At 71.0% G+C, this 25280-nt stretch carries 23 protein-coding genes; 7 read left to right on the top strand and 16 right to left on the bottom strand.

All coding sequences use genetic code 11. From position 1 onward, the window contains the following. Positions 1-3: 3 nt before the first annotated feature. The 15 genes from coaBC to M4D54_RS07615 all read right to left on the bottom strand — a co-directional run bounded on the left by coaBC (position 4) and on the right by M4D54_RS07615 (position 15198). Entirely contained in the window at positions 4-1260 is a 1257-nt protein-coding gene (gene coaBC, locus M4D54_RS07685; RefSeq protein WP_259890872.1) for a bifunctional phosphopantothenoylcysteine decarboxylase/phosphopantothenate--cysteine ligase CoaBC, read from the bottom strand. A gap of 22 nt (positions 1261-1282) precedes the next feature. After that, positions 1283-1645, bottom strand: coding sequence for a DNA-directed RNA polymerase subunit omega (gene rpoZ, locus M4D54_RS07680; RefSeq protein WP_193866280.1), 363 nt, complete (start codon positions 1643-1645; stop codon positions 1283-1285). Positions 1646-1725: 80 nt separating this feature from the next. Beyond that, positions 1726-2322 (bottom strand): guanylate kinase, encoded by a 597-nt coding sequence (gmk, locus tag M4D54_RS07675; protein WP_193866281.1) that lies wholly within the window; start codon positions 2320-2322, stop codon positions 1726-1728. Beyond that, a complete protein-coding gene (gene mihF / locus M4D54_RS07670; RefSeq protein WP_193866282.1) occupies positions 2319-2645 on the bottom strand; it encodes an integration host factor, actinobacterial type in 327 nt (108 codons plus the stop codon). The genes gmk and mihF overlap by 4 nt, the downstream gene beginning before the upstream one ends. 108 nt (positions 2646-2753) lie before the next feature. Next, positions 2754-3644: an orotidine-5'-phosphate decarboxylase gene (gene pyrF / locus M4D54_RS07665; RefSeq protein ID WP_193866283.1), complete on the bottom strand. Its 891-nt coding sequence runs from the start codon at positions 3642-3644 to the stop codon at positions 2754-2756. After that, complete coding sequence (gene carB / locus M4D54_RS07660; protein ID WP_193866284.1) at positions 3632-6985, bottom strand: carbamoyl-phosphate synthase large subunit; 3354 nt, start codon at positions 6983-6985, stop codon at positions 3632-3634. The genes pyrF and carB overlap by 13 nt, the downstream gene beginning before the upstream one ends. Next, the gene (gene carA, locus M4D54_RS07655; RefSeq protein ID WP_193866285.1) at positions 6985-8157 is read right to left on the bottom strand and encodes a glutamine-hydrolyzing carbamoyl-phosphate synthase small subunit; all 1173 of its coding nucleotides are present in this window, start codon (positions 8155-8157) and stop codon (positions 6985-6987) included. Before carA ends, carB begins: the two co-directional genes overlap by 1 nt. Continuing rightward, the gene (locus M4D54_RS07650; protein WP_193866286.1) at positions 8154-8651 is read right to left on the bottom strand and encodes a hypothetical protein; all 498 of its coding nucleotides are present in this window, start codon (positions 8649-8651) and stop codon (positions 8154-8156) included. Before M4D54_RS07650 ends, carA begins: the two co-directional genes overlap by 4 nt. A 4-nt stretch (positions 8652-8655) precedes the next feature. After that, positions 8656-9978, bottom strand: coding sequence for a dihydroorotase (locus M4D54_RS07645; RefSeq protein WP_193866287.1), 1323 nt, complete (start codon positions 9976-9978; stop codon positions 8656-8658). Further along, positions 9975-10931: an aspartate carbamoyltransferase catalytic subunit gene (locus tag M4D54_RS07640; RefSeq protein WP_193866288.1), complete on the bottom strand. Its 957-nt coding sequence runs from the start codon at positions 10929-10931 to the stop codon at positions 9975-9977. The genes M4D54_RS07645 and M4D54_RS07640 overlap by 4 nt, the downstream gene beginning before the upstream one ends. Further along, entirely contained in the window at positions 10928-11512 is a 585-nt protein-coding gene (gene pyrR, locus M4D54_RS07635) for a bifunctional pyr operon transcriptional regulator/uracil phosphoribosyltransferase PyrR (protein ID WP_193866289.1), read from the bottom strand. The genes M4D54_RS07640 and pyrR overlap by 4 nt, the downstream gene beginning before the upstream one ends. A gap of 84 nt (positions 11513-11596) precedes the next feature. Further along, complete coding sequence (gene nusB, locus M4D54_RS07630; protein ID WP_193866290.1) at positions 11597-12136, bottom strand: transcription antitermination factor NusB; 540 nt, start codon at positions 12134-12136, stop codon at positions 11597-11599. 1 nt (position 12137) lies between these two features. Beyond that, positions 12138-12695 carry an elongation factor P gene (efp, locus tag M4D54_RS07625; protein WP_193866291.1) on the bottom strand — a complete coding sequence of 186 codons (558 nt, stop codon included), beginning with the start codon at positions 12693-12695 and terminating at the stop codon, positions 12138-12140. Between the two features lie 128 nt (positions 12696-12823). After that, a complete protein-coding gene (locus M4D54_RS07620) occupies positions 12824-13438 on the bottom strand; it encodes a helix-turn-helix domain-containing protein (protein ID WP_193866292.1) in 615 nt (204 codons plus the stop codon). A gap of 155 nt (positions 13439-13593) precedes the next feature. After that, positions 13594-15198, bottom strand: a complete 1605-nt coding sequence (locus M4D54_RS07615; RefSeq protein ID WP_193866293.1) for an ABC-F family ATP-binding cassette domain-containing protein — start codon at positions 15196-15198, stop codon at positions 13594-13596. 213 nt (positions 15199-15411) lie between these two features. On the opposite strand from M4D54_RS07615, the gene ald reads away from it, so the two are divergent. From ald to M4D54_RS07580, 7 genes are all read left to right on the top strand, one after another. Then, positions 15412-16530 carry an alanine dehydrogenase gene (ald, locus tag M4D54_RS07610; RefSeq protein ID WP_193866294.1) on the top strand — a complete coding sequence of 373 codons (1119 nt, stop codon included), beginning with the start codon at positions 15412-15414 and terminating at the stop codon, positions 16528-16530. A gap of 171 nt (positions 16531-16701) precedes the next feature. Then, the gene (locus M4D54_RS07605; protein WP_193866295.1) at positions 16702-18324 is read left to right on the top strand and encodes an ABC transporter substrate-binding protein; all 1623 of its coding nucleotides are present in this window, start codon (positions 16702-16704) and stop codon (positions 18322-18324) included. A 2-nt stretch (positions 18325-18326) separates the two neighbouring features. Then, entirely contained in the window at positions 18327-19283 is a 957-nt protein-coding gene (locus M4D54_RS07600; RefSeq protein WP_193866296.1) for an ABC transporter permease, read from the top strand. Next, positions 19280-20164, top strand: a complete 885-nt coding sequence (locus M4D54_RS07595) for an ABC transporter permease (RefSeq protein WP_193866297.1) — start codon at positions 19280-19282, stop codon at positions 20162-20164. Before M4D54_RS07600 ends, M4D54_RS07595 begins: the two co-directional genes overlap by 4 nt. Positions 20165-20230: 66 nt before the next feature. After that, positions 20231-22006 (top strand): gamma-glutamyltransferase family protein, encoded by a 1776-nt coding sequence (locus M4D54_RS07590; RefSeq protein ID WP_193866334.1) that lies wholly within the window; start codon positions 20231-20233, stop codon positions 22004-22006. A 41-nt stretch (positions 22007-22047) separates the two neighbouring features. Beyond that, a complete protein-coding gene (locus tag M4D54_RS07585; RefSeq protein ID WP_193866298.1) occupies positions 22048-23655 on the top strand; it encodes an ABC transporter ATP-binding protein in 1608 nt (535 codons plus the stop codon). Continuing rightward, positions 23648-24325 carry a GntR family transcriptional regulator gene (locus tag M4D54_RS07580; protein WP_193866299.1) on the top strand — a complete coding sequence of 226 codons (678 nt, stop codon included), beginning with the start codon at positions 23648-23650 and terminating at the stop codon, positions 24323-24325. Before M4D54_RS07585 ends, M4D54_RS07580 begins: the two co-directional genes overlap by 8 nt. A gap of 21 nt (positions 24326-24346) precedes the next feature. On the opposite strand, the gene M4D54_RS07575 is transcribed toward M4D54_RS07580, so the two are convergent. Continuing rightward, entirely contained in the window at positions 24347-25183 is an 837-nt protein-coding gene (locus M4D54_RS07575) for a sulfite exporter TauE/SafE family protein (RefSeq protein ID WP_259890871.1), read from the bottom strand. Positions 25184-25280 lie beyond the last annotated feature (97 nt).

The raw sequence follows: 25280 nt of genomic DNA, 5'->3' as shown, positions 1-25280 counted from the left end.
CCTCTAGGGTACGGCCGGGAGCCGACGCACGAGCTCATCGAGCACGGCGTGGGCGACCTGCGTCTTGCTGCCCTCGGAGCGGGCGACCTGCCGGCCCTCGGAGTCGAGGATCATCACGGAGTTGTCCGCCGAGCCGAACACGCCGGTGGTGACGTCGTTGAACACCAGCAGGTCGGCGCCCTTGCGGCGGGCCTTCTGCGCGGCGAGCTCCAGGGCACTGTGACCTGCGCCTCCGGTCTCGGCGGCGAACCCGACGATCCCCGGGCGGGGCTCCTCGCCGCGCCAGGTGACCGTGCTGCGCAGGATGTCCTCGGTGCGCCGCAGGGCGATCGCTGGGGCGTCCTGCTCGGCGGGGTCCTCGCTCTTCTTGATCTTGTCGGCGGAGCGCTCCGCGGCGGTGAAGTCGGCCACGGCGGCCGCCATCACCACGGCATCGACGTGCTCCCGCTGCTCGGCGATCAGCGAGGCGAGCTCGGCGGCGGTGACGACGTCGCGCCGGTCGACGCCCGGCGGGTCCTCGAGCTGCACGTTCGCCGCCGCCAGGGTGACGCGCGCACCGCGCACCAGGGCGGCGTGTGCGAGGGCCCAGCCCTGACGGCCCGAGGAGTGGTTGGCCAGGAACCGGACCGGGTCCAGCTCCTCCCTTGTGCCGCCGGCGCTGATCAGCAGGCGGCGGCCCTCCAGGTCGCGGTGCACGGCACCCAGGGCGGTGCGCGGGGCGGCGATGGCCGCGCGCGCCGCGTCCAGGATGGCGGCGGGCTCGGGCAGGCGACCGGGGCCGGAGTCCGGTCCGGTGAGGCGACCCACGGCGGGCTCCAGCACGACCAGACCGCGCTCGCGCAGCACCGCCACGTTCTCCACGGTGGCGGGGTGCTCCCACATCTCTGTGTGCATCGCCGGGGCGACCACCACCGGTGCCCGGGTCACCAGCAGGGAGGCGGTCAGCAGGTCGTCGCCGCGTCCCATGCGCAGGCGAGCGAGCAGGTCCGCGGTGGCGGGGGCGATCACCACCAGGTCGGCCTGCTGGCCGACCCGGACGTGAGCGACCTCCTCGACGCGCTCGAACACGCTGGTGAGCACCTCGTGGTGGCTGAGCGCCTCCCAGGTGGCGGTGCCCACGAACTGGAGGGAGGAGGCGGTGGGGATGACCTGGACATCGGCTCCCTCACCGACAAGACCGCGCACCAGGTGCGCGGTCTTGTAGGCGGCGATGCCGCCGCCCACGCCCACCAGGACGCGGGCACCGGCGAGGCTGTTCATGGGATCGCTGGATTCGCGAGGATCAGAAGGTGAAGTCCGAGGGCGGGACCTCGGGGGCGTCGTCACCGAGCACCAGGGGGGCGGGGCCGTCCTCCTGGGCCGCCTGCGCGGCGGCCACCTCGGCCTCGTCGACCTCACGCACGGTGAGCAGGCCCTCGTCGATCTCGCGCAGGGCGATGGAGAGCGACTTCTCCTGGTTGTGGACGTCCACCAGCGGTCCTACGAACTCCAGCAGGCCCTCGGAGAGCTGCGAGTAGTAGGCGTTGATCTGGCGGGCACGCTGAGAGGCGTACAGGACCAGGGCGTACTTGGAATCGACGGTCTCCAGCAGGCCGTCGATCGGCGGGTTCGTGATGCCTTCGGGATGGGCGACGGTTCCAGCCACGGAAGTCCCTTCGTAGTGGTGGGTGCGACACTCCAGGATACGCGCCGGGGCGCGAGGGGGCCAGGAGCTGTGCGGAGGGGTCAGGTGAGGTCGCCCACGCCCATCAGCGCCGCCAGCTGGGCGGAGGCGCGGTCCACCGTGTCGTTGACGACGGTGACGTCGAACTCCCCCTCGGCGGCGAGCTCGATCCGGGCGGTGGCCAGACGGCGCTCCCGTTCCTCCTCGCTCTCGGTGCCGCGGCCGACGAGGCGCTGCACGAGGGTGTCCCAGTCCGGTGGGGCCAGGAACACGAATCGGGAGTCCGGCAGGGTCTCGCGGATCTGCCGGGCACCGGCGAGGTCGATCTCCAGGAGGACGGGACGGCCCTCGGCGACGGCCTGCTCGACGGGCCCGCGGGGGGTGCCGTAGCGGTGGCGGCCGTGCACCACGGCCCATTCCAGCATCTGGCCGGACTCCACCAGCTCGGTGAACTCGTCCTCGCTCAGGAACCGGTAGTGGACGCCGTCCCTCTCACCGGGCCGCGGAGGCCGGGTGGTGGCGGAGACCGAGAGCCAGATCTGGGGATAGCGGGCGCGGATGGCGGCCGAGACGGTTCCCTTGCCCACCGCGGTGGGCCCTGCCAGGACCGTCACCGGGGCCGGCACCGCGCGGGGGCCGGCCCCCGGAGCGCAGGTCACTCGGAGAAGTGCGCGACGAGCTTCTCCGCCTGGTGGGAGCCGAGGCCGCGGATCTTGCGGGATGGGGAGATGCCGATCTCCTCCATGATCTGCTGCGCCTTGACCTTGCCGACGCCCGGGAGGGCCTCCAGCAGGGCGGAGACGCGCAGGCGGCCGATGACCTCGTTGGACTCGGCCTCCTTGAGGACCTTCGAGATCTCTTCGCCGCGACGGCCGGCGCTGTCCTTCAGGCGGGCCTTGATCGCCGCTCGCTCACGACGGGCCTCAGCGGCCTTCTTGAGGGCGTCCGCCCGCTGCTCGGGGGTGAGGGGAGGGAGAGCCACGGTTCTTACCTCTTGTTCTGTTGCGTTCGCAGTCGGATCCGGCAGAGCGCCGGGCGTGGGTAGAGCGTAACCCCATCATGGTGGCGGGGCGCACACCTGACACGCTTCTTACCAGGTGGGCGCGTCGATCCTGCCCGTTTCGTACATCTTTCTGAGCGCTTCGGCGCGATCCGTCAGATCCTGGGGCAGTGGTCCGGCGGCCAGCAGGCCCCGCGACAGGCACACCAGCACTCGCGCGGCGGCCGGTCCGAACACCTCCGGCAGCTGCGTAGGTCCCGCCCCCTGCGCTCCGAACCCGGGAGCGAGCAGGGGCACCGTGGGGGCGGCGCGGTCGAGTCCGAGACGGCGGTAGGAGTCTTTGACGGTGGCCCCCACCACCAGGCCCACGCTCCCCCATGCGTCCTCGGACCCGCGCCCGGCCGCCTCGGCGTATCGTGCCACCTCCCGGGCGAGCGGGGATCCCTCGGCCGTGCGTGCGTGCTGCACCGCCTCGGCTCCGGGGTTCGAGGTGAGGGCGAGGACGAACAGACCCTTCCCGTGCTCGCGCGCCAGTTCGACCGCAGGTTCCAGGGAGCCGGCCCCCAGGTACGGGCTCACGGTGATCGCATCGGCCTCCGCCACGGCCCCGGGCTGCAGGTGCGCCTGGGCGTAGGCCGCCATGGTGGAGCCGATGTCGCCCCGCTTGACGTCCAGCACGGTGAGCACACCGCGCTCGCGGGCCCGGGCGAGCAGCTCCTCGAGCACCGCCACGCCTGCGGATCCGTGCCGTTCGAAGAACGCGGACTGCGGCTTGACGGCGCAGACCCGCCCGGCCACCGCGTCCAGGGTCCGCAGGGAGAACTCCCGCAGTCCCGCGGCATCGTCGGTGAGCCCCCAGTCCCGCAGCAGCGCGGCGTGCGGGTCGATGCCGGCGACGATCGGTCCGCTCTCCGCGACCGCGCGCTGCAGCCGCCGCCCGAAGGTCGGGCCGGAGGAGGCCGGGGCGCTCACTGCGCGCATCCGGCTCGGGTGGCCTCGAGGCGCTCGGTGTGCTGCTGCAGGCTGGTCACGGTGAAGGGCTCCGCGGGCAGCGCCTCGATCGCCTGCACCGCGGCCTGGAACTCCTGCACCGTGGTGATGATCGGGATGTCCATGCTGGTGGCAGCGGCCCGGATGGCGTAGCCGTCGGCACGGGCATCCGTGCCCGACGGCGTGTTGGCCACCAGTGTGACCTCCCCGGACTCGATCAGATCGATCACGCTGGGCTCCGTCCCGGGCTGGGATGCCTTGCGCAGGATGCGGCAGGGGATCCCCGAGCGCCGCAGGGTACGGCCCGTGCCCTCGGTGGTGAGCACCTCGAATCCGAGCGCCGCCAGTCGCGCGACGGCCAGCACCACCCCGCGCTTGTCGCGATCGGCAACGGAGACGAACACCGCACCCGAGGAGGGCAGCCCCTGTCCGGCGATCGCCAGCTGGGACTTCGCAAAGGCCAGCGGGAAGGTGCTGTCCAGTCCCATCACCTCACCGGTGGAGCGCATCTCGGGCCCCAGCAGCGAGTCCACGGCCTGGCCATCAGCGGTGCGGAACCTCTTGAAGGGCAGCACCGCCTCCTTGACCGCGATCGGTGCGTCCAGCGGCAGGTCCGTGCCGTCGCCCTGCGCGGGCAGCACTCCCTGCTCCCGCAGCTGGGCGATCGAACGGCCGATCTTGACCAGCGCGGCGGCCTGGGCCAGCGCCACTCCGGTGGCCTTGGCGACGAAGGGCACGGTGCGGGAAGCGCGCGGATTCGCCTCCAGCACGTACAGGACGTCCTGCGACAGTGCGTACTGGACGTTCAGCAGGCCGCGCACGCCCACCCCCTCCGCGATCGCGCGGGTTGAGGTGCGAATGCGCTCGATGACCTCCTCACCCAGCGAGACCGGCGGCAGGGTGCAGGCCGAGTCGCCCGAGTGGATGCCGGCCTCCTCGATGTGCTCCATGATCCCGCCGACGTAGAGGTCCTCCCCGTCGAACAGGGCGTCCACGTCGATCTCAACCGCGGTGTCCAGGAAGCGATCGATGAGGATGGGCGCCTGGGCGCGGCCGCCGTCGGGGAGGTTCCGGGCCACGTAGTCGACCAGCCCCTCCTCGTCGTACACGATCTCCATGCCGCGCCCGCCCAGCACGTAGCTGGGCCGCACCAGCACCGGGTAGCCCACGGAGGCCGCCACCTCGCGGGCGTCCTCCAGCGCCCAGGCCGTCCCGTAGGGCGGGGCCGGCAGACCGGCGCGCGCGAGCACCGCACCGAACTCGCCGCGGTCCTCGGCGGCGTCGATCGCGGCAGGATCGGTGCCCAGGATCGGCAGACCGGCGTCCTGCAGGCGCCGCGCCAGGGACAGCGGGGTCTGCCCGCCCAGCTGCACGATCACCCCGGCCACGGGTCCCGCGGCCTTCTCGGCCTCGTACACCTCGAGCACGTCCTCGAAGGTGAGGGGCTCGAAGTAGAGGCGATCGGCGATGTCGTAGTCGGTGGAGACGGTCTCGGGGTTGCAGTTGACCATGACGGTCTCGTACCCCAGGCCGTCCTCCGTCTCCGCGCGGCTCAGGGCGAGGGCGGCATGCACGCAGGAGTAGTCGAACTCGATGCCCTGCCCGATCCGGTTGGGTCCCGAGCCCAGGATCAGCACGGCGGAGCGCTCGCGCGGCTCCACCTCGGTCTCCTGGTCGTAGGTGGAGTAGTGGTACGGGGTGCGGGAGGCGAACTCGGCAGCGCAGGTGTCGACCGTCTTGTAGACGGGGTTGATGCCCAGGGCCTCGCGCACTCCCTTGATCACCTCGCCGTCGACGTGGCGCAGCTGTCCGATCTGGTCGTCAGCCAGGCCGTGGCGCTTGGCCAGCATGATCAGGGGCGCGTCCAGCACCTCGGCCTCGCGGATGCGGGTGGCGATCTCGGCGACCTGCAGCATCTGGTCCAGGAACCAGCGGTCGATGGCGGTGGCCTCGTACAGGCGCTCGATGGTCTCGGCGGGGTCCACGATGCCCTCGGCCGCCGAGCGCAGCACCCGCGCGATGGTCACCAGTCGCGTGTCGGTGGGGGTGCGCACCTGCTCGATCAGGGCGGCGACCTCGGAGGCGGTGGGCGCCTCCCCGCGGAAGTCCGGCAGGGACGCCGTGACGTCCAGGGAGCGCTGGGCCTTGCCGAGCGCCTCGGTGAAGCTGCGGCCCAGGGCCATGGCCTCCCCCACGCTCTTCATGGTGGTGGTCAGGGTGGGGTCCGCGGCCGGGAACTTCTCGAAGGCGAAGCGGGGGACCTTGACCACGACGTAGTCGAGGGTGGGTTCGAAGCTGGCCGGGGTGGTGCCGGTGATGTCGTTGCGGATCTCGTCCAGGCTGTAGCCGATGGCCAGGCGGGCGGCGATCTTCGCGATCGGGAACCCGGTGGCCTTCGAGGCCAGGGCCGAGGAGCGCGAGACGCGCGGGTTCATCTCGATGACCACGGTGCGCCCGGTCTCGGGGTGCACGGCGAACTGCACGTTGCAGCCGCCGGTGTCCACGCCGACCTCGCGGATGATGCCGATGCCCAGGTCGCGCAGCTGCTGCAGCTCGACATCGGTGAGCGTGAGCGCCGGCGCGACGGTGACCGAGTCGCCGGTGTGCACGCCGACGGGGTCCACGTTCTCGATGGAGCACACCACCACACAGTTGTCGCGGTGGTCGCGCATCAGCTCCAGCTCGAACTCCTTCCACCCCAGGATGGACTCCTCCAGCAGCACCTCGGTGGTGGGCGAGTAGTGGAGACCGGCGCCGGCGATGTGGCGCAGGTCGTCCTCGTCGTAGGCCATCCCGGATCCCAGGCCGCCCATGGTGAAGCTGGGGCGCACCACCATCGGGTAGCCCAGCTCCTCCGCCGCTGCCAGGCACTCGTCCATGGAGTGGCAGATCACCGAGCGGGCGGATTCGCCGCCCACGCGCTCCACGACCTCCTTGAAGCGGCTGCGGTCCTCGGCCCGCTGGATCGCCTCGAGGCTGGCACCGATCATCTCGACGCCGAACTCCTCCAGAACGCCCTGCTCGGCGAGGGCCACGGCGGCGTTCAGCGCCGTCTGCCCGCCCAGGGTGGGCAGGATCGCGTCGGGGCGCTCCTCGGCGATGATCGAGCGGATCACCTCCGGATCGATCGGCTCGATGTAGGTGGCATCGGCGATGTCCGGGTCCGTCATGATGGTGGCCGGGTTGGAGTTGACCAGGATGACCCGCAGGCCCTCCTCGCGCAGCACCCGGCAGGCCTGGGTGCCGGAGTAGTCGAACTCGGCGGCCTGCCCGATCACGATGGGACCGGAGCCGATCACCAGGACGGAGGAGAGATCGGTACGACGGGGCATCAGGACTCCTTGTTCCCTGCGGCGGAGCCGGCGCGGTGCTCGCGCACCAGCTGGGCAAGACGATCGAAGAGGTAGGCGGCGTCGTGGGGGCCGGCCGCGGCCTCAGGGTGGTACTGGACGGAGTAGGCGGGGATGTCGAGGCATCGGATGCCCTCGACCACGTCGTCGTTGAGGCCGACGTGGGAGACCACGACCCGTCCGTAGCGGCCCCCGCCGTGCGGGGCCGTGTGCTCGCCCTCCAGCGGCACGTCCACGGCGAAGCCGTGGTTGTGGGCGGTGATCTCGACCTTCCCGGTGGCGCGGTCCAGCACGGGCTGGTTGATGCCGCGGTGGCCGTACTTCAGCTTGTAGGTGCCGAAGCCGAGCGCGCGGCCCAGCAGCTGGTTGCCCAGGCAGATCCCGAAGTACGGCAGCCCCGCGTCGAGGGCGCCCCGCAGCAGTTCCACCTGGTGGTCCGCGGCGGCCGGGTCCCCGGGCCCGTTGGAGCAGAACAGGGCGTCCGGCTCGGTGGCCAGCAGTTCCTCGAGGGTGGTGGTGGCCGGCAGCAGGTGCACTCGCAAGCCTCGCTCGAGCATGCTGCGGGGGGTGGCGCCCTTGATCCCGAGATCCAGGGCGGCCACGGTGCCGATCACCTCGCCCTCGGGCTCCAGCACCACGGGCTGGGCGATGGTCACCTCCGCCAGGAAGTCCGCGCCGGCCATGGCGGGCGCCGAGCGCACCTCCGCCAGCAGCTCCTCGGTGCTGCGGGTGAGCGCGTCGCCGGAGAACACGCCGCCCCGCATGGAGCCCTGCTCGCGCAGGATGCGGGTGATCATGCGGGTGTCGATACCAGCGATGCCCACCACGTCCTCGGCGGCCAGGAAGTCCTCCAGCGACTGCTCGCTGCGCCAGTTGGAGACCGTCCGGCTGGCCTCGCGCACCGCGTAGCCGCGCACCCACACGCGGCGGGACTCCATGTCGGCGGTGTTGACGCCGGTGTTGCCGATGTGGGGAGCGGTCTGCACCACGATCTGGCCGGCGTAGGAGGGATCGGTGAGGGTCTCCTGGTACCCGGTCATGCCGGTGGAGAACACCACTTCGCCCAGGCGAGCGCCGCGGGCGCCGTAGGCGGTGCCGTGCACCACCGTGCCGTCCTCCAGGATCAGTACGGCGGAGTCGGTGCGGGAGGTCATGACGGGTCCTTCCTCAGGAGCAGATCGTGGTCGGCGCGATGGGCCAGTCGCAGGCCCGTGTCGAGCTCGGTGGAGTCCGGGCCGTGCTGCCAGCGGATCACCAGCAGCCCGTCCCCGCCGACCACCTTCCCGGCCATGCCGGGGGCGGCGGCGACCTCGGTCACCGCATCACCGGGAATGGTGAAGGAGGGGGCGCCCTCCCTCTCGATGCGCCAGGTGCCGGCGGTGCCACGAGTGAGCCGGGCCCGCGAGCGGGTGCCCAGCCCGTGGGCGACCACGCGCTCGAAGGGACGGTCCGCGAGCACGGTACTCACATACACGGCGTCGAAGGGACCCGCGTCCACGCCGTGGTCGAGCTGCTCGACGGGCGCGTCGGGGGCAGGGGCGGGAAGGGCGGACTGCCGCACGCCACGGCCGCGCCAGCCCAGGTGCATCAGCGCCAGGATGCCGGCGAACACCGCGGCCAGGATCAGGACGGGTACGAGCTGATCCATCCGCTCAGCGCTCCACGAGTGCGCCGTCGCGCACGGTCACGCGACCGGCGTGGACGGTCAGACGGTTCATGCCCGGCAGCTCGAGGCCGATGTAGGGACTGTTGGCGCTGCGGGACGCGTGCTCGGCGACGTCCACGGCGCGGCGCGGGCGCGGGTCCCACACCAGCAGGTGGGCGGGCGATCCCGGTTCGAGGGCCCGGCCGTGGTCCTCGTCTCGGGCGATCAGCGCCGGGGTCTCCGAGAGCACCCGGGCCACGTCCCGCCAGCTCAGGGCGCCGGTGCCGACCATGGTGTGCTGCACGATCGGCAGGGCGGTCTCCAGGCCGGTCATGCCCATCGCGGCCTGGTCCCACTCGCGGTCCTTGGCGTCGCGCAGGTGGGGGGCGTGGTCGGTGGCGACGATGTCGATGGTGCCGTCGGCCAGGCCCTGCCTCACCGCGTCGACGTCGGCCTGGGTGCGCAGCGGCGGGTTGACCTTGTAGCGGGCGTCGAAGCCGCGCACCTCCTCGTCGGTCAGCAGCAGATGGTGCGGGGTGACCTCTGCGGTCACGGCGACGCCTCGCTGCTTGGCCCAGCGCACGATGTCCACGCTGCCTGCGGTGGACAGGTGGCACACGTGCAGGCGGGAGCCGACATGCTGGGCGAGCAGCACGTCGCGGGCGATGATCGACTCCTCGGCGACGGCCGGCCAGCCGGTCAGGCCCAGCTCGGCGGAGACCACCCCCTCGTGCATCTGCGCGCCCTCGGTCAGGCGGGGGTCCTGGGCGTGCTGGGCGATGACCCCGTCGAAGGCCTTCACGTACTCCAGGGCACGGCGCATCAGCACGGGATCGTGCACGCACTTGCCGTCGTCGCTGAACACCCGCACCCGGGCGCGGGAGCTGGCCATCGCGTCGAGCTCGGCCAGCCGCTCCCCCGCCAGGCCCACGGTGACCGCGCCGACAGGCCGCACGGTGCACCAGCCGGCGCTGTCACCGGCGCGGGCCACCTGCTCGACGACCCCGGCGGTGTCGGCCACGGGCGTGGTGTTGGCCATGGCGTGGACGGCGGTGAAGCCGCCCCGGGCCGCGGCACGGGTACCGGTCTCGACGGTCTCGGACTCCTCGCCGCCGGGCTCGCGCAGGTGGGTGTGGAGATCCACCAGGCCGGGCAGGACCACGCAGCCCTCCGCGTCGATGATCTCGGTGCCCTCGGGTGCGGTCAGATCAGGGCCGATCTCCTGGATCAGGCCGCCGACCAGCAGCACGTCGGTGCGCTCGTCGCCGTACAGGGAGCCGCCGCGCACCAGGACGGGGGCCGGGGGCGGTGGGGTGAGGTTCGTGGTCATCGGGCGTCCTCCCGGTCATCGGTGGCGAGCAGGTGGTAGAGCACGGCCATGCGGACGAACACGCCGGAGGCGACCTGTTCGACGATCACGCTGCGGTCGGAGTCGGCGACGTCCCCGGCGATCTCGAAGCCGCGGTTCATGGGGCCGGGATGCAGCACGATGGCGTGGTCGGGCAGGCGTGCGGCCCGCTGGGTGCTGAGCCCGTAGCGGCGGCTGTACTCGCCCTCGGTGGGGAAGAAGCCCCCGCCCACCATCCGCTCGCGCTGCACCCGCAGCATCATCACGGCGTCCGGGCCTGCCGCGAGGGCCTCGTCGAGGTCGTAGAGGACCTCGCAGGGCCAGGCGTGCGCGCCGACGGGAAGCAGGGCGGGCGGTGCGACCAGGGTGACTCTCGCTCCCAGCAGGGTCAGCAGGAGCATGTTGGAGCGGGCCACCCGGGAGTGGAGCACATCGCCCACGATGACCACGTGCAGGCCGTCCAGCCCCCCGTTCGGGTCGCCGGGGCGCAGGTGGTGGCGCAGCGTGAAGGCGTCCAGCATGGCCTGGGTGGGGTGCTCGTGGGCACCGTCACCGGCATTGATGATCGGCTGGTCGATCCACCCGGCATGGGCGAGCTGGTGCGCGGCACCCGAGGAGGCCGAGCGCACCACGACGGCGTCGGCACCCATGGCCTGCAGGGTCAGAGCTGTGTCCTTGAGCGACTCGCCCTTGGACAGGCTGGATCCCTTGGCCGAGAAGTTGATGACGTCGGCCGAGAGCCGTTTGGCGGCGGCCTCGAAGCTGATGCGGGTGCGCGTGGAGTCCTCGAAGAAGAGGTTCACCACGGTGGATCCCACCAGGGTGGGCAGCTTGCGGATCGAGCGGGACTGGGTGGCTGCCATGTGCTCGGCGGTGGCGAGCAGGGCGACGGCCTCGGTGCGGTCCAGATCGGCGATGGAGATGAAGTGCCTCATGCCTGGTCCTCACCCGCCGGTCGCACGATGTCGACGCAGTCCTCGCCGTCGGTCTCGGTGAGGTGGACGAACACCCGCTCGGAGCGCGAGGTGGGGAGGTTCTTGCCGACGTGGTCGGCTCGGATGGGCAGTTCGCGGTGGCCGCGGTCCACCAGCACCGCCAGGCGCACCGCTGCGGGGCGTCCGATGGCGCTGAGGGCGTCCAGGGCGGCGCGCACGGTGCGGCCCGAGTAGAGGACGTCGTCGACCAGCACCACGGTGCGGCCGTCGATTCCCTCGCGGGGGATGCGGGTGGGGCTCGGTGCCCGCGTGGGGTGCTTGCGCAGGTCGTCGCGGTACAGGGTGATGTCCAGCGAGCCGTGGAGCTGCTCGATGTCGCCGCCCAGGCCCTCGGCGCGGACGATGTTCTCCGCCAGACGGCGGGCCAGGGGGACGCCGCGGTGCGGGATGCCCAGCAGCACCAGGTCCTCGGCGCCGTGGCCGCTCTCGAGGATCTCGTGGGCGATGCGGGTCAGGGCACGGCGGATCTCCTCCGTGCCCAGCACCCGACTGCGATGGTCAGTCGATGACTGGTCGGTCATTGCTCTCCCTTGGGCGCCTCACAGGACGCGTTGTTAAAGGGTGGTGGTGGCGTTCAGGTGGTTCGTGCGCAGTGTAGTGCGGTCTCAGCCGAGCATGCTGCGCATGTCCAGCAGGCGCTGCAGCAGGCCGTTGACGAACCGGGGGGAGCCCTCCGTGGACAGCACTTCGGCGATCTTCGTGTACTCGCCCACGATCACGCCGCGCGGGGTGTCAGGCTCCTCGGGGCCGTGCACCACCTCGGCCGCCCCCAGCCGTAGGATCGCTCGATCCACCGCGGGCATGCGCTGCAGGGGCCAGTCCCGGGAATGGGTGGCGAGCTGCTCGTCGATCTCCTCGGCGTGCTGGGCGTACAGCGACACCAGTTCGCGGGACCACTGCGGCAGCGGCGACTGCGCGGCGGTGCGGGCGATGCGGTCCTCGAGGACCTCGCGCACAGCGCGACCGCGCGCATCGGCCTCGTAGAGCACGTCGATCGCGCGGATGCGGTCGCGACTGCGGCCGGTGAGGCGGTCGGTGCGGGCGGGAACGGTGCGCTCGAAGGCCACCTCCTCCCCCTCCCTGCCGGGCAGGGGGAGGCCCGGGTCCTTCTGGGTCCTGCGGGCCGCGCCGGGGGTGTCGGTCACGTCAGGCGCGCCCGAGGTAGTCGCCCGAGCGGGTGTCCACCTTCACCTTGGTGCCCTGCTCCAGGAACAGGGGGACCTGGATCTCGTGGCCGGTCTCCACGGTGGCGGGCTTGGTGCCGCCGCTGGAGCGGTCGCCCTGCAGGCCCGGCTCGGTGAAGGTGATCTCGAGCACCACGGAGGCCGGCAGCTCGATGTACAGCGGGGTGCCCTCGTGGAAGGCGACGATGACGTCCTGCCCCTCGAGCATGAAGTCCTTGGCGTCGCCGACGACCTCGGAGGTGACGTTGGTCTGCTCCCAGGTGGAGGTGTCCATGAACACGTACATGTCGCCATCTAGGTAGGAGTACTGCATGTCGCGACGGTCCACCGTCGCCGTCTCCACCTTCACCCCCGCGTTGAAGGTCTTGTCCACGGTCTTGCCGGACAGGACGTTCTTGAGCTTGGTGCGCACGAAGGCCGGGCCCTTGCCGGGCTTGACGTGCTGGAACTCGACAACGCTCCACAGCTGGCTGTCCAGCTTCAGGACCATTCCGTTCTTGAGGTCGTTCGTCGTCGCCATGGATCTCCTCGTAGCTGCCCACCCGGGCCGCAGGGCCGGCAGGCGTGGTTCGGTGGACCGCTCGGGGCGGGCCGCGAGCGCTGGTTGCTCGGGGCGGGCCGCGAGCGCTGGTTAAGGATAGCGCGCCGTCATGAGGTCAGATCGATCATGGCCAGCAGGCGCACCAGCAGCGGGTGCGCCGCACTCTCCTCGCGCCAGCCACTGGTCTTCAGCGAGCGGGAGACCGTCTGCTGGGTGATGCCGAGCAGGGCGGCCAGGTCACGCTGGGTGAGCTGGGGATTCCCGCGCAGCGCCCGCACCACGCGCCACTGGCCCGTGCTGCGGGTGGCGATCATCCATCCGATCAGGCGCAGCACGGCCTCCGCATCGGCCGCGGTGGCAGCGTGACGGGGATCGCCCGCGCGGACGGACAGCGGCACCTGGGCCGTGGCACGGGCGGCCCGCAGCGCCTGGCGCGCGGCGTCCACGGCCGGCCCGCGCAGGGCTCGCACCTCGGCCGGCAGCGGGGCGTCGACTCCGCCCACGCCGAGTCCGACGCACCAGCCCCCGAGCTCGGCGGTGGTGCAGATCGCCTCGACGGCCTGCTCGGCGCGGTCGAGCACCACGATGGCCTCCTCCCCCATCGTGCGCTCGAGCGGACGGCGCAGCCCCAGCGGGGCCAGGGCCTCGCCCAGCTCTGCGACGGGATCGGACCGGCCGGCCCGGGAGGCGGATCGGGAGGGGGCGAGCAGCAGCACGTGCATGCCCGCACCCTAGCATTGCACAGCTGTATTGCGCTGTACTTCACGAATCAGCTCTCACGAACTGATTGCCGCCGGGTGGACCACCAGGGAGGCCCATCCGGCCCCCGCCCGATCCAGGGGTGGTCACCCCCACCGCTCGGGGAGGGGGAACCGGCTCAGGCCAGCTGCACGAGCTCCTCGTACTCCGCGTTCCACAGGTCCTCGACCGCGTCGGGCATCAGCAGCACGCGCTCCGGGGAGAGCGCTGTGACGGCGCCGGGATCGTGCGAGACCAGCACCACTGCCCCCTCGAAGGCTGCCAGGGCCCCGAGGATCTCCTCGCGGCTGGCGGGATCGAGGTTGTTGGTGGGCTCGTCCAGCAGCAGCACGTTCGCACTGGAGACCACCAGGGTGGCCAGGGCCAGGCGGGTCTTCTCCCCGCCGGAGAGCACCCGGGCGGGCTTGTGCACGTCGTCGCCGGAGAACAGGAAGGAGCCCAGGATCTTGCGGGCCTCCACCTCGGGCAGCTCGATGGCCGCGCTCATCATGTTCTCCAGCACGGTACGGTCCAGGTCCAGGGTCTCGTGCTCCTGGGCGTAGTACCCGATGCGCAGGCCGTGCCCAGGGAGGATGCTCCCGGTGTCCGGCTGGTCCACTCCGGCCAGGATCCGCAGCAGCGTGGTCTTGCCCGCCCCGTTCAGCCCCAGGATCACGACGCGGGATCCGCGGTCGATGGCCAGGTCCACGTCGGTGAAGATCTCCAGGCTGCCGTAGGACTTCGAGAGCCCCTCCGCCATCAGCGGTGTCTTCCCCGACGGCGCGGGCTTGGGGAAGCGCAGGGAGGCCACGCGGTCCTTCTGCCGCTCCCCCTCGGTGCTCTCCAGCATCCGCTCGGCACGGCGCAGCATGTTCTGGGCCGCCACCGCCTTGGTGGCCTTGGCACGCATCTTCTCGGCCTGGGCGGTGAGGGCGGAGGCCTTCTTCTCGGCGCTGAGCCGCTCCCGCCGGCGGCGCTTCTCGTCGTCCTCGCGCTGGCGCAGATACTGCTTCCAGCCCATGTTGTACACATCGATCACGGCGCGATTGGCGTCGAGGTAGAAGACCTTGTTCACCACCTGCTCCACCAGCTGCACGTCATGACTGATCACGATCAGCCCGCCGCGATAGCTCATCAGGTACTCACGCAGCCACACCACCGAGTCCGCATCGAGGTGGTTGGTGGGCTCGTCGAGGATCATGGTGGTGGCCTGCGAGAACAGGATGCGGGCCAGCTCCACGCGCCGCCGCTGGCCACCGGAGAGGGTGCCCAGCTCCTGCTCGAGCAGACGATTGGGCAGCCCGAGGTTGGCGGCCATGCGCTTGGCCTCGGCCTCGGCTGCGTATCCGCCGACGGCATCGAGCTCGGCCTCCAGACGCGGGTAGCGGTTCATGGCCTTCTCGCGCCTGGCCTCGGACAGGCTCATGTCGGCCATCTCCTCCTCCGCGCGGCGCAGGCGGCGCAGCACGTCGTCCAGGCCCCGGGCCGACAGGATCCGGGAGATGACCGTCTCGGAGTCGTCGCCGCTGTGGGTGTCCTGCGGCAGGTAGCCCAGCTCCCCGCTCACCTCGACGGTGCCCTCGGTGGGCTGGATCGCGCCGGAGAGCACCTTGGTCAGCGTGGTCTTGCCGGCTCCGTTCCTGCCCACCAGTCCCACGCGGTCACCGTCCACCACCTGGAAGCTCACCTCGCTCATGAGCAGCCGGGCGCCGACGCGGACGGCGAGGTCGTGCACGGTGATCACCTAGGGGCTCGCTTTCGTCAGGCACCGGGGCAGGCAGGGATGCGGCCGGAGGGCCGGGTACGAGTGTAGGCGCAGGCAGGACGCCTCCCGCGGGTTGTGACGGGCTTCTCCCCGTCGGACCCTCAGCCAGGGCCGCCAGGGGGGCTTTCGTGAGAAGCTGATCCGGCACGGCCGTGTCCAGCGACCGTCTTTCCAGGCAAGGAGGCACGAGAGATGCGAGTGGGCGTTCCCCGCGAGGTCAAGAACAACGAGAACCGGGTCGGCCTTGCTGCCGCCGGTGTGTACGAGCTGGTGAACCGCGGCCACGAGGTCGTGGTCGAGACCGGCGCCGGCGTGGGTGCCGGCGTCACCGATGACGAGTACCGCGCCGCCGGGGCCACGATCCTCGATTCGGCAGACAAGGTCTGGGAGCAGGCCGACCTGATCGTCAAGGTCAAGGAGCCGCTCGAGGAGGAGTACGAGCGCATGCGCGAGGGGCAGCTGCTCTTCACGTACCTGCACCTCGCGGCCAACAAGCCGCTGGCCGAGGCCCTGATGGAGCGCAGGATCACCTCCGTGGCCTACGAGACCGTCCAACTTCCCAACCGTTCTCTGCCGCTGTTGGCCCCGATGAGCGCGATCGCCGGCCGTCTGGCCACCCAGGTGGCCGCCTACCATCTGATGAGCCCTCTGGGCGGCTCCGGCAAGCTGATGGGCGGCGTCCCCGGCACCGACGAGGCCAAGGTCGTCGTGATCGGTGGCGGCGTGGTGGGCGAGCAGGCGGCCATCATGGCGCGCGGCCTGCATGCCAACGTCACGGTGATGGACGTGAACGTCTCCAGGCTGAACGAGATCTCCACCGTCCACAACGGTGACATCCTCACCCGGTACTCCAGCAAGCTGGACGTCACCGAGCTGGTCACCGGTGCCGACGTCGTGATCGGTTCGGTGCTGATCCCGGGGAAGAGGGCCCCCAAGCTCGTGACCGACGAGATGGTGTCCCAGATGAAGCCGGGCGCCGTGCTGGTGGACGTCGCGATCGACCAGGGCGGTTGCTTCGAGAACTCGAAGCCCACCACCCATGACGCTCCCACCTTCAAGGTCCACGACGCCGTGTACTACTGCGTGGCGAACATGCCCGGCTCCGTGCCGAACACCGCCACCAAGGCGCTGAACAACGCCACCATCCCGTACGTGGTGAAGCTGGCGAACAGCCAGGGCCTGGACGCCCTGAAACAGGATTCGGCACTGGCCAAGGGCCTGCACACCTACAACGGCAAGCTGTACCACGACGGCGTCGGCGAGGCGCACGACATCGAGGTCGCACCGCTCGAAGACGTGCTGGAAAGCTGATCGAACGCACCTGATCTGCACGGGGGCCCGTCACCGCGAGGTGGCGGGCCCCCGTCGTCTCACGATGTGGCACACAGCTCCCCAGATCACATGCAGCACCTAACCTCCGGGAATCCAGATTGTATACAACGAGTCCTCAGGTTCTGCGGGCGGACCCCGAAGGGAGTCACCATGCTGAGAAGGCGAACCGTCGTCACCGCGGGCACCGCCGCCCTGCTCGCCGCCGGCTGCGTGCCGAGGCAGGAGCTCGAGGCGCCGCCGGACAGACCCAACGTGGTCGGCACGGGCGAGCCGACGTCGGGCGTGCGCGAGGGCGGCGATCTGGTGATGGCGCTCTCCTCGGAGCCGGACCGGCTGGATCCGACGACCTCCTCGTCGCTCTACACCCGGTACGTCATGCAGCCGATGTGCGAGAAGCTCTACGACATCGACAGCGACGGCGAGATCGTGCCGATGCTCGCCACCGAGCTGCCCACCATCGAGGAAGGCGGCCTGACGCTGACCTTCCCGCTGCGCACCGATGCCGTGTTCAGCGACGGCGAGCCGTTCAACGCCGCGGCCGTCGCGGCGATGCTCACCCGCCACCTCACGCACGAGGCGTCCTCGCGCAAGTCCGAGCTCGGGCCGGTGGACACGGTCGAGGCCGTGGACGAGCACACCGTCAAGGTGACCTTCTCCGCGCCGTTCTCCCCGTTCACCGCTGCTCTGGCGGACCGCGCCGGCATGATTCTCTCCCCGAAGGCCGTGGAGGAGATGGGCGACGACGTCGGCAATCATCCCGTCGGCGTCGGGGCCTTCCGCTTCGTGGGACGGGTGCCGCAGACCTCCATCGAGCTCGAGCGCGACCCGCTGTACTACGACGCCGACAACGTGCACCTGGACCGGATCATCTACCGGATCATGACCGATGCCAACATCCGCGCCGCGAACGTCCAGAGCGGTGACGTGCACGTCGCCGACAGCATCTCCCCCCAGGACATCGAGGTCCTCGAAGCCGCCCGCGGGGTCACCACGCTGCAGGTCGGCTCGCTCGGGTACCAGGCGCTGACGATCAACCTGCGCGACACGGACCCCGACGGCAACCCCACCGACCCGCCGCTGATCGCCACGGATCCGCGCGTGCGCCAGGCGCTGTCGATCGCGCTGGACCGCGAGGCGCTCACCAACACGGTGTTCAACGGCTGGTACACCCCGGCCGGCTCTCCGATCGCCCCCGGCACCCCGTTCTCCACCCCGGAATCGGACCATCTGCCCGCGTACGACCCCGACGCCGCCAGAACGCTGCTGGCCGAGGCGGGCGCTCCGATCCCCTACCCGCTGCAGGTGAAGGTCTCGAACTCCCAGGACGCGCTGCGCTACGCCCAGGCGATGCAGGCGCAGCTGTCCCAAGCGGGCTTCGCCCTCGCCCTCCTGCCGACCGAGTACACCGCGATCCTCGACGCGCAGGACCGCGGGGACTTCGAGGCGGTGCAACTGGGCTGGTCCGGACGCGTCGACCCGCACGGGAACGCCTACAACTTCTGGACCACGGACGCCTCCAACAACTACTCCGGCTACAGCTCCCCGGAGATGGACGACCTGCTGGCCCGCGGCGCCGAGCAGACCTCGATCGATGACCGCGCCGCGACCTACGGCGAGGCGGTGACCCTCATGCAGGAGGTCAACGCCGTGATCTACCTGTACCGGCAGCGCAGCCTCACCGCCCTCAGCTCCGACGTGACGGGCGTGGCGACCTTCGCCGACGGCGTGGTGCGCCTGTCCCACGCCGCCTTCCTCGACGAGAAGGAGACCTGATCATGGGCCGGTTCCTCGCGGTTCGCGCCGTCGAATCGCTCATCACGCTGCTGATCTCCGCCGCGGTGATCTTCCTAGGCGTGCGCGCGCTGCCGGGCGACCCCGCCCGCGCCATGGCCGGGGAGGAGGCAACGCCCGAGCAGCTCGCCGCCATCCGCGCCGACCTCGGACTCGACCAACCGCTGCTGGTCCAGTTCCTGGCGTTCCTGCGCAACACCGTGACCTTCGACCTCGGCACGTCGACCCGGACGGGCCAGGAGATCACCCAGATGCTCGCCGCCGCGATCCCGGTGACCCTGCAGCTGTCGGTCTACGCGATCATCGTCGCGATCATCATCGGCATCACCTTCGGCATGTACGCCGAGCGCCGACGCGGCAAGCCCGACGAGCTGCTCGCCAACGCCGGTGTGCTGCTCGGTCTGTCCGTACCGAACTTCTGGCTGGGCCTGCTCGGGATCCTCATCCTCGCGGTCATGCTCGGCATCGTCCCCGCCTCCGGGTACGTCCCGTTCTTCGAGAGCCCGGTGCGCAGCATCTACCACCTGACACTGCCTGCGCTCGTGCTCGGCACCGGGCTCGCCGCCGTGATCGCCCGCCAGACCCGCGCGAGCCTCATCGAGACCATGGGCACTGACTACGTCCGCACCGCACGCGCCACCGGCATCGCCCCGCGTCGCGTGCTGTTCCGCTACGGGCTGCGCAACTCCCTCATCGTGCTGGTCACCATCGTCGGCCTCCAGCTGGGCGGCCTCATCTCCGGCGCCGTCGTCACCGAGCGGATCTTCGCCCTGCCGGGGCTCGGCCGCATGACGCTGGACGCCGTGTTCTCCCGCGACTATCCCGTGATCCAGGCCGTGGTGCTCGTGGTCACCTTCTCCTACGTGCTCATCAACTTCCTGGTCGACGTCCTGTACTCCGTCGTCAACCCCCGCATCCGAACAGGCGGTGCCCGCGCATGACCACGACTGCCACCGTCACCGAGCCGCGGACCGCCGTCCGTCGCCGCTCCGGTGTCCTCACGAGGCTCGTGAGCACACCCGCGGGCCTGGCCGGCACCGTGCTCGTCGTGCTCGTGCTCGTCGCCGCGGCCGTCGGTCCGCTGCTGGCGCCGTACAGCTTCGCCGAGACCAACTTCTCCTACCCGTACCAGCAGCTGTTCACCCAGGGATTCTGGCTGGGCACCGACGACCTGGGACGTGACGTGCTCTCGCGTCTGCTTTACGGACTGCGGGCCTCCCTGCTGGTGGGTCTGCTGGCCGTGGGTCTCGCCGTCGCCGTCGGCACGCCGCTGGGGCTGCTCGCCGGCTACTGGCGGCCCGCCGACATGGTGATCTCCCGCTTCGTGGACGTGACACTCGCCTTCCCGTTCCTCATTCTGGCCGTCGGTCTGGCGGCGATCTCCGGGGCGAGCCTCTCCAACGCGGCGATCGCCCTGGGAATCGGGTTCATCCCGAACGTCCTCCGCGTAGTCCGCGGCGAGACGATGCGGCTCAAGCAGGAGTCCTTCGTCAAGGCGGCGGTCGCCACCGACGCACCGCTGTGGCGCATCCTCGGCCGCCACATCCTGCCCAACACGCTCAGCGCGATCATCGTGCAGGCCACCGTGATCCTGCCCGCCGCGATCATCGGCGAGTCGATGCTGTCGTTCCTGGGCCTGGGCATCCAGCCGCCCAACCCGAGTCTCGGCATCATGCTGTCCGATGCGCAGCAGTACATCTACCGCGCGCCGTCGGTGGCGGTCCTCACCGGCCTCACGATCATCATCATGTGCTTCGCCTTCAACCTCTTCGGCGATGCGCTCCGCGATGCGCTCGATCCCAATTCCTCGAAGGGACACTGACCCGTGACATCCTTCACCGCACCCCCGTCGCCGCTGCACCGCCCGGACCTCCGCGGCACCTTCGGCATGGTCAGCTCCACGCACTGGATCGCCTCGGCCACCGCGCAGGGCATGCTCGAGCGCGGCGGCAACGCCTTCGACGCGGCCGTCGCCGGAGCGTTCGTGTTGCACGTGGTCGAGCCGCATCTCAACGGCCCCGGCGGGGACATGACCGGCGTGTTCGCCGCTGTCGCCGACGACTCCCGGCCCCGCGTGCTCATGGGCCAGGGCCCCGCGCCCGCCGGGGCGAGCATCCGGACGTACCGCGACGAGCTCGGTCTGGATCGCGTACCGGGCTCGGGAGCGCTCGCCGCCGCGGTGCCGACGGCCGTGGACGCATGGCTCATGCTGCTGCAGGACTACGGCACGCTGCGCCTGGAGGAGGTGCTCGCCCCGGCGATCCGGTACGCCCGCGACGGTCATCCCGTCCTGCCGCGGGTCGCCGCGCAGATCGCGTCGATGCGGGAGTTCTTCCTCGCCCACTGGCCGAGCTCCGCCGAGCTGTGGCTGACGGACGGTGCGGCTCCGCAGGCGGGCGACCTCATCACCAACCCGCGTTACGCCGACGTGCTGCAGGACCTCGTCGATGCCGCGAACGCCGTCGAGGACCGTGCCGCCGGCATCGCCGCCGCCCGGGACCGCTGGCGCACCGGTCCGGTCGCGGAGGCGATCGACGCGTTCGTCCGCACCCCGCACCGCCACGCGGACGGCGGTGACTACGCGGGGGTGATCACCCGGGAGGACATCGCCGGGACCGCGGCCGCCTACGAGGAGCCGACCGTCGCGACCTTCCGCGGCGCCGAGATCGCCAAGACCGGACCGTGGGGGCAGGGCCCCGTACTGCTCATCGCGCTGCGGATCCTCGACGGGTTCGACGACGCCGACCTGGACCCGTCGACCGAGCGCGGGGCCCACCTGGTCCTGGAGACGATGAAGCTCGCGCTCGCCGACCGCGACGCGTTCTTCGGCGCCGACGCCGACGTCTCCGCGCTGCTCACCGACGAGTACGTCGCCTCGCGGCGCGCTCTCATCGCCGAGACGGCGTCCGCAAAGCTCCGCCCCGGCACGCTCCACGGGCGCCCGGGCGATCTCTCGCACGTGCAGACCCGCGAGGAGTACGCGCAGGCCGGAGGCACCGGCGACGCCTCCGCCGGCGAGCCGACCGTGCGCGTCGGTGCGGGCGAGGAGAAGGCCGATCCCGAGACCGGCGAAGTCTCCGGCGACACCTGCCACATCGACGTCGTCGACCGCTGGGGCAACCTGATCAGCGCCACCCCGTCGGGCGGCTGGCTGCAGTCCTCCCCGACGATCCCCGAGCTCGGCTTCTGCCTGGGCACTCGTCTGCAGATGATGTGGCTTGAGGAGTCCTCGCCGTCGGCCCTGCGGCCCGGGGCGCGGCCCCGCACCACGCTCAGCGCGACGCTCGTCCTGCGCGACGGGGAGCCGGTCATCGCGGTGGGCACGCCGGGCGGGGACCAGCAGGACCAGTGGCAGCTGCTGTTCCTGCTGCGCGTGCTCGCCGGCGGCTACACCCCGCAGCAGGCGATCGAAGCGCCGATGCTGCACACCACCTCGATGGTCGACAGCTTCTGGCCGCGCACCTGGGCGCCCGGCGAGTCCGTGGTCGAGGACCGCATCGGCGACGAGGTCATCGCCGGTCTCGAGGCGCGCGGACACCGGATCGTCCGCGCCGGCGACTGGGCGCTCGGACGCCTCTCCGCCGTCACCCGGGATCCGTCGACCGGTCTGCTCGGCGCCGCCGCGAACCCGCGCGGCGAGCAGGGCTACGCGGTGGGTCGGTGACGGCGATGACCCACAGCGCAGGCAGCGAGGAGGAATCCGCAATGAGCACCGATGAGCACGTGCTGGAGGTCACCGACCTCGAGATCACCTACGGCCGCAGCGCGGAGCCCACGGTGAAGGGCATCAGCTTCGTGCTGGCCCCGGGCGAGAAGATGGCGATCGTCGGCGGCTCCGGATCCGGCAAGTCGACGACCATCGCCGCGCTGCTGGGCCTGCTGCCCGGCGAGGGCCGCATCACCGGCGGTTCGATCCGGTACCGCGGCCAGGAGCTCGTCGGCGCCACCGCTGCCGAATGGCGGCAGCTGCGGGGGCGTCGCATCGCGCTCGTGCCGCAGGATCCGATGTCGAACCTCAACCCGACGATGCGGGTCGGTGACCACATCGCCGACGCCCTGCGCGCCTATGGGCAGACCGACAAGCAGAGCATCCACGACGACGTCATCCGCCTGATGACCGAGTCGGGGATCCCCGAGGCCGAGCGGCGCGCCCGCCAGTACCCGCACGAGTTCTCCGGCGGCATGCGGCAGAGGATCCTCATCGCGATCGCCCTCGCTGGCGATCCCGACATCGTCATCGCGGACGAGCCCACCAGCGCGCTCGACGTCACGGTGCAGAAGCAGATCCTCGACCACCTGGAGCGACTGGTCGAACAGCGCGGCATGTCACTGCTGTTCGTCACCCATGATCTGGGCGTCGCGGCGGACCGCACCGACGGCATCGCCGTGATGCACGAGGGCGAGCTGGTCGAGCGCGGCCTGCCAGGCGAGGTGCTGCGCCACCCGGAGCACCCGTACACCCGCGAGCTCGTCGACGCCTCTCCCGTGCTCACGAACCTCTCCTCGACGCCGCCGGTGGCCGAGTCGGAATACGTGCTGGAGGTGAAGGACCTCACCAAGGTGTTCCGCATGCGCGGCTCGGCCCGCGGCGAGGTCCGGGCGGTCGACGGGATCAGCTTCCGCGCGCGCCGCGGTGTGACAACCGCGATCATCGGCGAGTCCGGCTCCGGGAAGTCGACGCTCGCCTCGATCGTGCTCGGGCTCGAGACGTCGACGAGCGGCGACGTGCTGCTCGACGGCCGCTCCGTCACGGACGCCTCCCGCCGGGAGATGAAGCAGCTGCGGCGCTTCACCCAGCCCGTCTTCCAGGACCCCTACTCCTCGCTGAACCCCATGTGGACCGTGGAGCAGATCATCCGGGAGCCGCTCGACGTCTTCGGCATCGGTGATCGAGGTGAGCGGCGGGAGCGGGTGCGCACCCTGCTCGAACAGGTGGCCCTTCCCGCGCATCTGGCGCACGCCCATCCGAGCCAGCTCTCCGGCGGACAGCGCCAGCGCGTCGCCATCGCCCGTGCGCTCTCCTCGAGCCCGCAGCTGCTGGTGTGCGACGAGGCGGTCTCCGCCCTCGACGTGCTCGTGCAGGATCAGATCCTCACCCTGATCGGCGGACTCACCCGGGAGCTCGGCATCAGTTGCCTGTTCATCACGCACGACCTCGCCGTGGTCTCGGAGCTCGCCGAGGACGTCGTGGTCATGCGGTCCGGCAGCGTCGTCGAGACCGGACCGGTCAGGGACGTCATCACGAACCCTCAGCATGACTACACTCGGGGACTGATCGAATCGGTGCCGGGCAGGGAGTTCATGAGTGTCTGACCATGCTGCGCGCAGCGTGACCGATGAGCTGCGCTCGCGCATCATGGAGGCGCGGCTCGACGCCGGGACACCGCTGCGGGAGGTGGCCCTCGCTGAGGAGTTCGGGGTCTCCCGCATCCCGGTGCGCGAGGCGCTGCAGACCCTCACCGGAGAGGGCTTCGTGATCTCGACGCCGAACGTCGGCTCGCGCGTGGCCAGTCCGCCCTACGCCGACGCCGCTGAACTGTTCGATCTGCGCATCGTGCTCGAGGTCGCCATGGTGCGCAGCGCCGCCGAGCGATTTCGCGACGACACCGAGCCCGGGGAGAGGTCCGCCGCGCTGCTGGCGGAGGTCGAGTCCTCGCTGTGCGACGGTGAGCAGGGGGTCGAGCGTCGCGATGCGCGGCAGATCGCCTCGGCGAACCTGCACTTCCACCAGGGGATCGCCCTGTTGGCGCAGCGCCCGGTGCTGTCTGATCTGCTGCAGCGGATCGGCGGCAGGATCGAGTGGATGCACGCCACCCACGGCGGCTACACCGCCAATCGCGGCTCGTCCACGTGGACGCAGCATCGGCGGATCTTCGAGCTGGTGACCGACGGGGCCGTCGAGGGGGCCGCCGAGGCGATGCGCGATCACCTGGTCCGCAGCCGCGATGCGTTCCTCGCGGGACTCGCGGACCTCCCCGACTGATCGAGCCGGGCCGCAGGAGGGTCAGCCCAGGAGCTGCCGGAAGAGGGCTGCGAGGGCCACGACGACGATCGCGGCGCGCAGCACGCTGTTGGGCAACCGCTTGGCGATGTGCGAGCCGGCGAAGCCCCCGATGAGGCCCGAGACGGCCAGCGTGAGCACGCCCCACCAAGCGATCGTCGACCCGACCAGCACGAACGCGCTGATGTAGACGACGGCGGCCGCGATGTTCACCACCAGCTGCATGAGGTTCTTCACCGGGTTGATCGCCTTGGGCGAGCGACCGGTCATCGTGCCGAGGATCGCCGTGTAGAGAATGCCCTGGGCCGCCGTGAAGTAGCCGCCGTAGACCGCGGCAAGACCCATCGGCGCGATCACCTCGGGTCGGCGGTAGGCGGCTCCGACAGGGCCCTCGGCATCTGCGCCCGTCTGCGCCAGAGCCGTCGACACCTGCGGATCCGTCGCGCGGCGAGCCCGCCGGGCGGCCATGCGGCGGGTGATCGTCGGCTGCAGCACGACGAGCACGAGCGCGACCACGATGAGGACCGGCACCACCACGTCCAGCGCGCTGGAGGGAGAGAAGAGCAGCAGCAGCGAGCCGACCATTGCGCAGAGCACCGTGACCAGCGTGAGCGGTCCAACGTGCGCCCGCTCCGCCGCGATCTCCCGACGGAACCCGAGCACCGATCCAATGGTCGCGAAGGACATGCCGACCGTGTTCGTGCGCACCGCCTCACCGGGCGGGAGCCCGAGGGCGAGCAGTACCGGCAGCGTCAGGAGCGAGCCTGAGCCGACCGCGGCATTGATGATGCCAGCCAGCACGCCCATCAGCGCGAGCAGCGCGATGCTCCACAGATCCACAGGTCACCTCTCCACGTCGATCCCCGGATTGTATACAGACCTGGGAGGGGTGGGGGGGGGGGGGCGCCCCCCCGCCGCCCAAGGCCGCCGGTCACCT

Source organism: Brachybacterium sp. p3-SID1565, assembly GCF_025143785.1.
Classification (GTDB): Bacteria; Actinomycetota; Actinomycetes; order Actinomycetales; family Dermabacteraceae; genus Brachybacterium; species Brachybacterium epidermidis.
Note: the sequence above shows the minus strand (reverse complement) of the source record. Positions and strands in the feature narration are given on the sequence as shown.